Origin of the sequence: Blastomonas sp. (assembly GCF_046294995.1) — a bacterium.
In the GTDB taxonomy this organism is placed as follows: Bacteria; Pseudomonadota; Alphaproteobacteria; order Sphingomonadales; family Sphingomonadaceae; genus Blastomonas.
Window position 1 is genome coordinate 74,031 of record NZ_JBKBOG010000007.1, and the last position, 11,524, is coordinate 85,554.

An 11,524-nucleotide genomic window follows, 5' to 3' on the forward strand; every position below is an offset into this window, starting at 1 on the left:
GTCACATCCCCAATATGTGCTTGGCGATGTGATAGATGCTGTGCTGTTCGATGGTGCCGCTGAACAGGTGCGCGCTAGGGCCGGAGGCCTTGACCACCACGTCTTCGCCGGCGTGCGTCTCGCCCGAGGTCGGCACGGTCGCCTGCTGCAGATAGTTCAGCGCTTCGGTATCTTCCTGCGCGGGATCGTTGCGCGGACCTTCCACCTTGGCGCCGGGGCCGTTGGCATAGCCCAGCGTCGTATAGGGCTTGCCGTCCTTGGCGTTCACCGGTTCGCCGTCCTCGGTGACGCTGGCGAGGCCGAAGATCGAGGTGCCGCGCGGCGGATAGCCGGCGATGGTGAAGACATGGCTGTGATCGGCGGTGACCAGCACCAGGGTATCGTCTAGGTCGACCATCTCGAGCGCCTTGGCGACGGCGGCTTCGAACGCCACGGTATCATCGAGCGCGCGGTGCGCATTGCCGCCGTGATGCGCGTGATCGATCCGCCCGCCCTCGACCATCAGCACATAGCCGGTTTCGGATGATCCCAGCTTGGTGATCGCCAGCGCGGTCATCTCGGCAAGCGAAGGCTCCCCCGCCTTGTCCCTGGCGCGATCCGATTCGAACTGCATATGGCTGGGCTCGAACAGGCCCAGCACCGGTGCGTCGCTGGCGGCATCGAGCGCGCCGAACTGCGCGGCGTTCCAGATATACTGGCCCTTGGGGTTGCGCTTCTTCCATTCGGCGATCAGGTCGCGGCGATCGGTGCGGTTGCCCTGCTTGTCGGCATATTCGGGGTCGGCCTGTCCCTGGGGCATGAACGCGGTGCGTCCGCCCCCCAGCGCCAGCTTGAGCTGGCCCGCCTGCGGCCATTCGACCAACTGGCGGGCGATGTCGCGGCAGGTCGCGCCTGCGGGCAGCTCGCTGTTGCTCTCCCAGTTGCGATCGGCGCTGTGCGCATAGGCCGCAGCCGGCGTCGCGTGCGTGATCCGCGCGGTGGAGACCAGCCCTAGCACCTTGCCCGCGCCTGCGGCCTGTTCGAACAGCGTCGGCACGTCCTGGCCTGTCGCGCTTTCGCATTTGCCGCGCAAAGCTGCGGGGGTGAGGCCGAGCATGCCCGAACGCGTCTTGGTACCCGTGACGATCGCAGAGGCGGTCGCAGCCGAATCCGACACCTGGAAGTCATGGCTGTAGGTCTTGACCATCGCCGCATGGGGCATCGCATCGATCGCGGTTTCGACCGATTCACCATCGCGACCCGCCTTCTGACCCTGCCAGATGCGCGCGGCAGTGAGCGTGCTCACCCCCATGCCATCGCCGATGAAGATGATCAGGTTCTTTGCCCTGCCGGTGTTGACCGGCCTTGCCAGCCGCGCCTCGAGCTGCGCGCGACCCTGGGCGGCATAATCGGCGGCGGTCTGCTCGCCACGCTCCTTGTCGGGCGCGACCTCCGCAGGCGCATTGTGCTGGGCCAGGGCAGGCGCGGAAAGTCCGGCGGACAGGCACAAGAGCAGGGCGAGCGTACGGGTCACGGGGCATCTCCTTGAAAGCTGCGCCTCTCTTTCATGAAGGCATGACAATTTCGAGACTTTTCGGCGCCATATTCCGATCGACCCCGCCCACCGGCTTGACCCGAACCGTTTTGCAGCGCAGCATAAAACCATGGCAGACTCTCTCCCCAATCCGCCCTCTCCCATCAGCCAGAACCCCGACATCCGCTATCTTGGGCGGATATTGGGAGACGTCATCCGCGCTTATGGCGGCGAGAAGCTGTTCCGGCAGACCGAATATATCCGCTCCGCCAGCGTCGATCGCCACCGCGGCGTCGCCGGCGCGGACGCGATCGATACCGGGCTGGAGGCGCTCAGTCTCGACGACACCTTGGCATTCGTGCGCGGATTCATGCACTTTTCGATGCTCGCCAACCTCGCCGAAGACCGGCAGGGCGTGGCGCAGGAGGCAGGCGCGACCGTGGCCGAGGCGGTCGAGCGATTGCGCGAGCATGGCGTTACCGATGCTGCCATCGCCGATCTGCTGGAGCGCAGCCTGATCGTGCCGGTGCTCACCGCGCACCCTACCGAAGTGCGCCGCAAGTCGATGATCGACCACAAGAACCGCGTCGCCGATCTGCTGAAGATGAAGGACGCGGGGCTCGACGAGACCCCGAGCGGCGACCGCATCGACGATGCGCTGCACCGCCAGATTGCGCTGCTGTGGCAGACCCGTCCGCTGCGCCGCGAGCGACTGTTCGTCGCCGACGAGGTCGAGAACGCGCGCGCCTATATGCAGGATGTGTTCCTGCCGGTGCTGCCGATGCTGTATGCCCGCTGGGAGCGGGTGCTGGGCCACCGCCTGCCTGCCTTCCTGCGGCTGGGCAGCTGGATCGGCGGCGACCGCGACGGCAACCCGTTCGTCACCGCCGATGCGTTGCGCCACGCGCTGGGGCGCCAGGCCGAAACCGCGCTGGTGCATTATCTCGACTGCGTCCACGCGCTGGGCCAGGATCTGTCGATCGCCACCGGCCTGTCGAACACCCCCGAGGCGGTGCAGGCGCTTGCGGAAGCCAGCGGCGACGCCTCGCCCAGCCGCGCCGACGAGCCATACCGGCGGGCACTGGCCGGAATCTATGCGCGGTTGTGCGCCACCCATGTCAAGCTCAGCGGCAAGCAGCCGCCCCGTCCTTCCGCGCTGACCGGCGAGGCCTATGCCAGCCCCGGCGATCTGCGCCGCGACCTGACCGTGCTCGCCAACGGCCTTGCCGCCGAGGGCGCGGGCCTGCTGGCGAGCGGCGGTGCGCTGGGGCGGCTGATCCGCGCGGTCGAGGTCTTCGGTTTCCATCTCGCGACGCTCGATCTTCGCCAGAACAGCGATGTGCACGAACGCGTGGTCGCCGAATTGCTCGAGGTCGCAGGGGTTTGCCCCGATTACCTCGCGCTGGACGAGGCGGCGCGGATCGCGCTGCTGCGTGCCGAGCTCGGCCACGCCCGCTTGCTGGTCAACCGCTGGCACGAGTATAGCGAGGAGACCGCCAAGGAGCTTGCGATCATCGAGGCCGCGGCCGAGGCGCATGCGGGCTATGGCGTGCAGGCGATCACCGCGTACAACATCAGCAAGGCCGAAAGCGTGTCCGACATGCTCGAGGTCAATCTGCTGCTCAAGGAGGCCGGGCTCTACCGCCCCGGCACGCCGCCGCAAGCCGCGATCATGGCGGTGCCGCTGTTCGAGACGATCGGCGATCTGGAGAACGCGCCGCAGATCATGCGCGCCTATTTCGCGCTGCCCGAGATCGCGTCGCTGGTGAAGGCGCGCGGCTATCAGGAGGTCATGGTCGGCTATTCGGACAGCAACAAGGATGGCGGTTATCTGACTTCGACCTGGAGCCTCAACCATGCCAGCCGCGCGCTGGCCAAGGTGTTTGCCGAGACCGGCATCGCGATGCAGCTGTTCCACGGTCGCGGCGGCGCGGTCGGGCGTGGCGGCGGATCGAGCTTTGCCGCGATCCGCGCGCAGCCCAAGGGGACGGTGCAGGGCCGCATCCGCATCACCGAACAGGGCGAGGTCATCGCCGCCAAATACGGCACGGTCGAAAGCGCCGAATTGAACCTCGAGGCGATCACCTCTGCCGCGCTGATCGCGACACTCGACCATGACGGCGTCAGCGAGGCCGACGAAGCGCGTTTCGCCTCGGCGATGGACATGATCTCGCGCGATGCGTTCCGTGCCTATCGCGACCTTGTCTACGGCACCGAGGGCTTCAACCAGTTCTTCCGCGCTGCGACCCCGATCAGCGAGATCGCCGGCCTCAAGATCGGTTCGCGCCCTTCGAGCCGGTCGAAAAGCCAGAAGATCGAGGATCTGCGCGCAATCCCCTGGGTGTTCAGCTGGGCACAGGCGCGGATCATGCTGCCGGGCTGGTATGGCGTCGGCGAGGCGCTCGACAGCTATGCCGACAAGGGCCTGCTGAGCGCGATGGCGCAGGGCTGGCCGTTCTTCCAGGCGCTGCTCGGCAACATGGAGATGGTGCTGGCGAAATCGGACATGGACATCGCGCGCCATTATGCCGGGCTGGTGCCCGACGAGGGTTTGCGCGACCATGTCTTTGGCCAGATCACTTCCGGATGGAACGCGGCGCATGACAATCTGCTACGCATCACCGGCCAGCCCCGCCTGCTGGCGGACAACCCCGCGCTCGACACCTCGATCCGGCTGCGCCTGCCCTATATCGTGCCGCTCAACCTGCTCCAGATCGAGCTGATCAAGCGCCACCGCGCAGGCGAAGCCGACGAGCGCATCCCCGAGGGCATCCAGCTGTCGATCAACGCCATCGCGACGGCACTGCGCAACAGCGGGTGAATATTAACTTCATAGCGTCCAACTATTGGAGTCATCCCAACTGGGGTATTTGATAGGTTTGCCACCGAAATATTTTTCTGCAGCCTGATGCCAGCGATCGATAGTCAGGTCATCTGGATCGATGTCCTCAAAGTACACAAACTTCGTTTGAAATTCATTGCCTTTGAGGAAAAACTCAACTTCCTCCCACCGCTTACTCAATGGCTCCATGCTCCACAGTTCGTTTAGCAAATTCTCGTAGCGACTGTATTTCGTAACACGATACGCGACATGCGGTCCGCGGTCGGAGAAGACCGAGATAGCTAAATAGCCCTTCGCAACCCCAGCGATCATGAGGAGACCTTTTTTGCTGAACTCTGTCTCTGCAGCAAGATTTTGACCGATTTCGGCGATGAGGCGAGCTTTTCGTTGGTTATCGGCCATCACTTTCCTCCCGCGCGTTTGGCAAACTAACGCTGAACTTCTTGTCGCCTTTAGCGTACCAGATGTTGAGATGCGTGGGGCGACGTGACTGCCCTTGGTAAACTGGCACAATCTTTACCGTGACCTCTTGGCCGTGGCGTCGTGCTCTCGCCCACTCCTCTTCTAGCAAAAAATATGAGTTGCGGTTGAAGTCTGCATCTTGGGCGAAATGATTGAACGCTTCGGTCGGCCCCTTGAAACGTCTCGCGATGAAATGTCCGCCTTGGTCCGTCGAGAGACGATATTTGCCACCTGCCTGAGATTGTGAGCGTTTCGATCGGCGCTGTCTGGGGTCTTCGATGATCTTGCCGGTTACCCGCCATGTTCGTCCGTAACCATCAATCTCGTAACGGTAACCGTTACGCACAACCGTTTTGGCAATACGCTTGAATGGCAAACCGGAACGGGCCTGTCCCCCGATACCGGTCGATACACGCGGCACGCGATCTGCTGATGCAGTACCTGGTTCACCGGATGGATGGCTCCGCCCTTGTGAGGCTTCGGTGCGGACAACTGGTCGGCGCCAAGAAGCACTTGCACCTGCTCCGCCGAATGAACCATCGTTGCCGCGAATGCGTTCGGTCTGCTGTGGAGGCGGACCGGGCACATCCACTCGCAGCGGCGGTCGCTTCGCTCCGACCTTGGGTGACCGCCCTTGACCCGGCGACCCATAATGCCGCCCCGTCCCGGAAAATGTGAAGCGCCCATCCTCCGGGTTGTGCCAAGGATTGAACTTGCGTTGCAGCGGCTCTGCCCAGCGGCCCGTCCGTAACCAGGATGCAAACCCGGCGCGATTGCCATTACCCAAGTCTCGCATATCGCCGCTCCATTCAGGGAAACAGGCGAGAACATTTGAGCAACATTTTCCAACATGTCAATGCATGCGGCGGCCACGAAGCACACTCAAAGAACTAATTTAAACCATTTCGGATCAAAATGATGCATGTGCTGCGCACACGAAAACGGCGGCGAGCCTTTCGGTTCGCCGCCGTCCGTCGACCTTCGAAGGGGAAGGCTTACTGGTTGGGAGTCGCGCCCGGAACTTCGCTGGGTGCGATTTCGCCATTGTCGTCGATCTGGTTGGCGCGTTCTTCGCCCCGCGCTTCGACGGCGTCAGCCTGTGCTTCGAGAGCATCTTCCTGCGCTTCGGTCGGCGCGCGATCGGCCATGTCCTCAAGCGCATCTGCTTCGGCTTCCGCCTGGTCTTCGACCCGGTCGGCTTCTTCGCTCTGGCACGCGCCGAGGCTGATGAGTCCGAAAGCGGCGATGCCGGTGAGAATCTGTTTACGCATAGTTTGCTCCACTACCCTGTTTCATGCACGATGCATGGTGGGAGTAACGGACGCCGCCAACGATGGTTGCACGGCTCATCTCATTTTTTCATGCGGCAGCTGTCCGTGTGTCACTGCCACCCACCGGAGCGCACGCCCTAGCCAAAGCCCGTCAAAGCTGCTTTAGAGCATGACCGCATTTGGGGTTGGAACAGCCAAATTGACATCAGTGCCGCCGCGCGATGAACCTTTTGCCCCGGATGCTCCATCCGGCAAGGATAGTGCTGCGTCAGCCGATGGAGCCAAGCCGAGCGGCGACATTGCCGCGCTGGCCAAGGGTGGACGCACCAATTTCATCGGCTTTATCTTGCGGCTCGCCGCGCGCCTGCCCTTCCTGTTCATCGCCGGACGCTTGTATGGCGCGGAATCGCTTGGCCGCTTTGCCTATGCCATTTTGGTGGTGGAGTTTGCCGCGCAGCTTGCCACGCTGGGGTTGAAGCGTGGGCTGGCAGCGCAGCTTGCACGGACATCGCGGCCGCACGCGCAGGTGGTGGCCGATGGCCTGCTGGTCAGCTTCATCGCGTCGGCTGCGGCGGCGACGTTGCTGATGGTGTTCCCCGAACTGATGTTCCCCAACAGCACCGCAGGCGAGATCGACCGGCTGCTGCCGTTGATCATCTTTGCGGTCGCAGGCTCCGATATCGCGCTGGCCGCGCTCGCCTATCGCTTCGACATCGCCGCGACGGTGCGCGCACGGTCGGTGATCGAACCCTGGACGATCAGCATCACCGCCTGGATATTCTTCTATCTCACCCCCACAGACGGCCTGATCCTGTCGTACATCGCCTCCATGGTCGCCGCCTTCGTCGCCTCGATCTGGCCGCTGCTGCGCAGCTATGGGATGCCCTGGGGCTGGAATCCGCGTCCGATGAAGCTGGCGCGGATGGCGCGGCGCAATTCGCCGCTCGCCGCTGCCGACGCGATCGAATGGGGCAGCCGCAGGCTCGATCTTGCGGTGCTGGGCCTGTTCGCCTCGCCCGCCGTGGTCGGCATCTATTATATCGCGCAGCAGGTCGCCAGCCTGCCGCAGAAGCTCAAGACCAGCTTCGACCCGATCCTCGGCCCGGTCATCACCCGCAACCTGCAGGAAGGCAAGCTGACCGAGATCGCCCGTCAGGTCAGCCAGGTCGGCTTCTGGATCATCGCGGCGCAGACCGGCGTCGCGCTGGCGCTGGGCATTCCCGGCGAAGGCGTGATGGGGCTGGTTGGACCGAATTTCGTCGGCGGCACCGGTGCGCTGGCGTTCCTGCTGGCGGCAGAGGTCGTCGCGGCGACCGCAGCGGTCAGCGAGACCGCGCTGGTCTATATCGCCCGGCACCGCAATTTGATGATCTCGCTCGCCATGCTGGCGCTGCAGGCGGTGCTCAGCGTCGTGCTGATCCTGACGGCACAGGCACTGGGCCTGCCACCATTGTTCCAGGCGGCGAGCGTCGCGCTGGCGCTGGCGCTGGCGCTGGGCTTCGCCTCGATCGTCAAGGCGCGGCTGCTCTCCAAGCTGCTCGGCGCGCCGGTCAACGGCTGGCGCTGGGCGCTGGTGTGGGCGGCAGCGGTCGCCTCGCTGGTCGGCTGGGGCTTTACCAAGCTGCCCGAATGGGCCGAGCTTGCGATCGGTATCCCGACGATCCTGGGCGTCTATGGCTGGATCATCTGGCGGCGCGGCTTCGGCCCAGAGGACCGCGAACTGTTCCGCAACAAAAAGGGCGGCGGGGATTAGCCCCACCGCCCCTTGAGCGTTTTATTGGCCCACGCCCATCTCGGTCAGCAGACGCTGCGCGCCATCGACCTTTTCCATCGTCCACAGCATGAAGCGGCTGTCGACATGGATGGTGCGGTTGATGCCGGCATCGTACGACCAGTCGGACACCACGCCATCGAGCGTGCCATCAAACGCCAGCCCGACGAATTCGCCGCGCGCATTGAGCGTGGCCGAACCCGAATTGCCGTTGGTGATGTCCACCGTCGACAGATAGTTGACCGGCAGCGTGCCCAATTTGGCATCGGTGTACGCGCCGAAGTCGCGCGCCTTGAGCTTCTCGATCGCCGCATCGGGCGCATCGAACTCGCCGCGCCCGGTCTGCTTGGCGACCAGCCCTTCGGCGGTGGTGAACGGCGTCCAGATCAGGCCGTCGCGCTGCTTGCCGGTGACCTTGCCATAAGTGAAGCGCAGCGATCCGTTGGCATCGGGGTAGAGCGTGCGGCCCTGCGACGCGGCGAACGCCAGCTGCCCCGCCATCACCTGCGAGCGCGCCGCCTGCAGCCGTCCGGCGCGTTCCTTGGCCTTGTCCTCGTCGGCCTTGAGCCCGGGATAGGCGGCGACGGCGAGCTGGAGGAAGGGGTCGCCCGAGGCCTCGAACTCGGCAGCGGGCCGGTCCATCCAGCCGATCCGCTGCGCGGTATCGCCCAGCTGCGTGTCGGGATACAGCCGGTCGACGCCGATTTCGGCGATCTTCGCTTCCAGCGCGGCGTTGCGCTTGTCGGCCGACACCTTGGCATATTCGCCCAGTGCCTGCTGGAACAGCACCTTGTCGACGCCCGCATCATAGCGCCGCTCGATCTGGGTCAGCCGTTCGCGGATCGACAGCCGGTCGCGATCCTGGAAGCCCGGCTCGCGCTGGGCGTCGGGCTTTTCGCGCTCCTTGGCCCAGCGATAGAGCGTACCGGCAGCCGACAGCAACTGCGCGCGGTTGAGCGTCGCCAGCCGGAGGTTGTCCACCCGTGCCTGGTTGGATTCGGCCACCAGCGCATCAAGATCGGCAAGCGCCTGGCCATATTGGCGGGTGCGCGCCGGATCGGCCGCAACCCAGGCGCGGAACTCGGCATCCGCCCGGTCCTTGCGCCCCATCAGATCGATCGCATCGGCCCCGGCAATCTCGCCGAGCAGCTTCTTCTTGTAGTTGTCCGATCCCTTGAGGATCGAGGCGTACTTGATCTCGGCATCCGGGTTGCCTGCGATCGCCTGCTGGATCGCCTCCGAATATTCGGCGCGCAGCTGCTGGTCGATCGCATAGACCTGCTCGAAATTGTGGCGAACCTCTGCCGCCGTCCAGTGGCGCTGGGTGACGCCGGGGAACCCTGCGACCATCACGAAGTCGCCTTCCTGCAACGGCTTGTCAGCAATCTTCAGCCACGACTTGGGCGTATAGGGCACGTTCTCGGCGGCATAGGGCGCCGACGAGCCGTCGGGCGCGACATAGGCGCGGTAGAAACCGAAATCGCCGGTGTGGCGCGGCCACTGCCAGTTGTCGGTCTCTCCGCCGAAATTGCCGATGCCGCCGGCAGGCGCATACACCAGCCGCACGTCCTTGATCTCGAGCTGCTGCTGCAGATAATAGGTCTGTCCGCCAAAATAGGGCCGCACGTCGCAGCGGCGGTTGGCTTGCTTTTCACACGCGGCGATCAGCCCCTTGCGGTTGCTTTCCAGCCGGTTGTAGCGATCCAGCCCTGAAAGTCTGGTGGTCACGCCCTTGGTCATCGCGGCGGTCACGTCGCGCAGATCCTCGATCACATAGATTCGCGATCCGGGTGCGGCCTGGACCTCTTCTGCATTGGTCTTGGCCAGGAAGCCGTCGGTCAGATAATCCTGCCCGGGCTTGGAGTTGTACTGGATCGACCCGTAGACACAGTGATGGTTGGTCGCGACCAGGCCTTGCGGGCTGACGAACGACGCCGAGCATCCGCCCAGCGAAACGATGGCATTGAGCGGCGCGGCGTTGAGGTCGCCAAGATCGGCGGGCGGCAGTTCAAGCCCTGCCTGTTTGAGCTTGTCGCCGAGTGCCGGGGTCTGGCCGGGCAACCACATGCCTTCTTCGGCAGATACAGGCGCAGACAGCAGAAGCGCGGTGGTGGCTAGCAGCAGGGGATGACGCATGAAAATACTCCGTGTGATCGCAAAAGCGATTGGCGATAGCTGCCGAATAGACCGCGTCAAACGGCTGGGCAAGCGCATGGTTACCGATAGATTTCAGGCTGTTGGGCGGCCTGCGTTTGCGGGATCGTTGCCCAACGCTGCTACGCCGCCCGCTCGAAGATCGCCGCCATCCCCTGACCGCCGCCGATGCACATCGTCTCGAGACCATAGCGCGCCTTGCGCCGCTGCATCTCGCGGGTCAGGTTGGCGAGGATGCGCCCGCCGGTCGCGCCGATCGGATGGCCCAGCGAAATGCCCGAGCCGTTGACGTTGAGAATATCGTGACGGCTGTCATCGTCCGCCCAGCCCCAGCCCTTGAGCACCGCGAGCACCTGCGGCGCGAACGCCTCGTTGAGTTCGATCACGCCCAGATCGTCCCAGCCCAGTCCCGAGCGGCGGAACAACCGTTCGACCGCAGGCACCGGGCCGATGCCCATCCGGCTGGGCTCGCAGCCCGCCGCCGCCCAGGAATGGAACCACGCGATCGGCTCGAGCCCGAGCTCCTCAAGCTTGTCTTCGGCGACCACCAGACACGCGGCGGCCGCATCGTTCTGCTGGCTGGCGTTGCCAGCAGTCACCACCCCGCCCTCGAGCGGACGCAATGCGCCGAGCGATTCCATCGTCGCGTCGGGACGATAGCCTTCGTCGTGATCGAACAATAGCGGATCGCCCTTGCGCTGAGGGACCGCAACCGGGACCAGTTCATCGGCGAACAGCCCGTTGGCCCAGGCGGCAGTGGCGCGCTGGTGGCTGCGCATCGCATAGGCATCGCACGCCTCGCGGCTGATGTCGTAATCCCTGGCGCAGTTCTCGGCGGTCTCGATCATGCCCGATATTACCCCGAAACGCGCGATCGGCTGTGACATCACGCGCCCGCGGGTCAGCCGGTCGTGGAGCTGGAGGTTCCCCGACTTCACGCCCTTGCGCAGCTGGGTCGTATAATGCTCGACGTTCGACATCGATTCGACCCCGCCTGCGACCACCACGTCCGACGCACCGGTCTGCACCATCATCGCCGCATCGATCACCGCCTGCAGCCCCGATCCGCAGCGCCGGTCGAGCTGATAGCCGGGAACCTCGATCGGATAGCCCGCCGCCAGCCACGCCCAGCGCCCGATCGCGGGAGCCTCGGCATTGCCATAGCCCTGCGCGAAGACGACATCGTCGACGCGCGCGGGATCGATCTTCGTGCGCTCGATCAAGGCCTTGATGATCACCGCGCCCAGCTCGCCAGCGGGCATATCGGCAAGCGCTCCGCCGAACCTGCCGACGGCAGTGCGGATCGGGGCGACGATGGCTGCGCGTCTCAGGGTCATGGTTTTGCTCTCTCCTTGCATCGGCGCGATGATGGGCGGCGCGCATCCTGCATCGTTACCGCATAGATTTCGGCCGCGCGCTCGGCAAGCATGTGCTTGATCGCCGATCCGGCTCGCTCATCGGCGCGCACCTGGAAGTATCCGCCAAGCGATCAGTGAACCAACGCCCGACCG

General features: G+C 64.6%; 8 protein-coding genes. 2 read left to right on the forward strand and 6 right to left on the reverse strand.

Annotation, left to right across the window (positions count from 1 at the left end; genetic code table 11):
• Position 1 precedes the first annotated feature (1 nt).
• On the reverse strand, positions 2–1,513 hold the full coding sequence (locus tag ACK4R0_RS10005; RefSeq protein ID WP_409673780.1) for an alkaline phosphatase: 1,512 nt from the start codon (positions 1,511–1,513) through the stop codon (positions 2–4).
• 130 nt (positions 1,514–1,643) lie between these two features.
• On the opposite strand from ACK4R0_RS10005, the gene ppc reads away from it, so the two are divergent.
• Entirely contained in the window at positions 1,644–4,334 is a 2,691-nt protein-coding gene (gene ppc / locus ACK4R0_RS10010; protein ID WP_409673781.1) for a phosphoenolpyruvate carboxylase, read from the forward strand.
• 9 nt (positions 4,335–4,343) lie between these two features.
• Here the strand turns inward: ppc and ACK4R0_RS10015 are convergent, their stop codons facing one another.
• The 3 genes from ACK4R0_RS10015 to ACK4R0_RS10025 all read right to left on the reverse strand — a co-directional run bounded on the left by ACK4R0_RS10015 (position 4,344) and on the right by ACK4R0_RS10025 (position 6,088).
• Complete coding sequence (locus ACK4R0_RS10015) at positions 4,344–4,757, reverse strand: hypothetical protein (protein WP_409673782.1); 414 nt, start codon at positions 4,755–4,757, stop codon at positions 4,344–4,346.
• Positions 4,747–5,613, reverse strand: a complete 867-nt coding sequence (locus tag ACK4R0_RS10020) for a DNA/RNA non-specific endonuclease (protein WP_409673783.1) — start codon at positions 5,611–5,613, stop codon at positions 4,747–4,749. The genes ACK4R0_RS10015 and ACK4R0_RS10020 overlap by 11 nt, the downstream gene beginning before the upstream one ends.
• A 199-nt stretch (positions 5,614–5,812) precedes the next feature.
• Entirely contained in the window at positions 5,813–6,088 is a 276-nt protein-coding gene (locus tag ACK4R0_RS10025) for a hypothetical protein (protein ID WP_409673784.1), read from the reverse strand.
• Positions 6,089–6,296: 208 nt separating this feature from the next.
• Here ACK4R0_RS10025 and ACK4R0_RS10030 point away from each other — a divergent pair, with 208 nt between their 5' ends.
• Positions 6,297–7,841 carry a lipopolysaccharide biosynthesis protein gene (locus ACK4R0_RS10030; RefSeq protein WP_409673851.1) on the forward strand — a complete coding sequence of 515 codons (1,545 nt, stop codon included), beginning with the start codon at positions 6,297–6,299 and terminating at the stop codon, positions 7,839–7,841.
• 21 nt (positions 7,842–7,862) lie between these two features.
• Here ACK4R0_RS10030 and ACK4R0_RS10035 read toward each other — a convergent pair whose 3' ends face one another.
• Together ACK4R0_RS10035 and ACK4R0_RS10040 are read right to left on the reverse strand one after the other, a co-directional pair.
• Positions 7,863–9,995, reverse strand: a complete 2,133-nt coding sequence (locus ACK4R0_RS10035) for a S46 family peptidase (RefSeq protein ID WP_409673785.1) — start codon at positions 9,993–9,995, stop codon at positions 7,863–7,865.
• A 140-nt stretch (positions 9,996–10,135) separates the two neighbouring features.
• Complete coding sequence (locus ACK4R0_RS10040; protein ID WP_409673786.1) at positions 10,136–11,350, reverse strand: acetyl-CoA C-acetyltransferase; 1,215 nt, start codon at positions 11,348–11,350, stop codon at positions 10,136–10,138.
• Positions 11,351–11,524: the final 174 nt, after the last annotated feature.

Bases quoted from the DNA above. Each gene is read 5' to 3' on its own strand.
- ppc (WP_409673781.1), top strand. From the start codon at position 1,644: ATGGCAGACTCTCTCCCCAATCCGCCCTCTCCCATCAGCCAGAACCCC.
- ACK4R0_RS10015 (WP_409673782.1), bottom strand. From the start codon at position 4,757: ATGGCCGATAACCAACGAAAAGCTCGCCTCATCGCCGAAATCGGTCAA.
- ACK4R0_RS10020 (WP_409673783.1), bottom strand. From the start codon at position 5,613: ATGCGAGACTTGGGTAATGGCAATCGCGCCGGGTTTGCATCCTGGTTA.
- ACK4R0_RS10025 (WP_409673784.1), bottom strand. From the start codon at position 6,088: ATGCGTAAACAGATTCTCACCGGCATCGCCGCTTTCGGACTCATCAGC.
- ACK4R0_RS10035 (WP_409673785.1), bottom strand. From the start codon at position 9,995: ATGCGTCATCCCCTGCTGCTAGCCACCACCGCGCTTCTGCTGTCTGCG.
- ACK4R0_RS10040 (WP_409673786.1), bottom strand. From the start codon at position 11,350: ATGACCCTGAGACGCGCAGCCATCGTCGCCCCGATCCGCACTGCCGTC.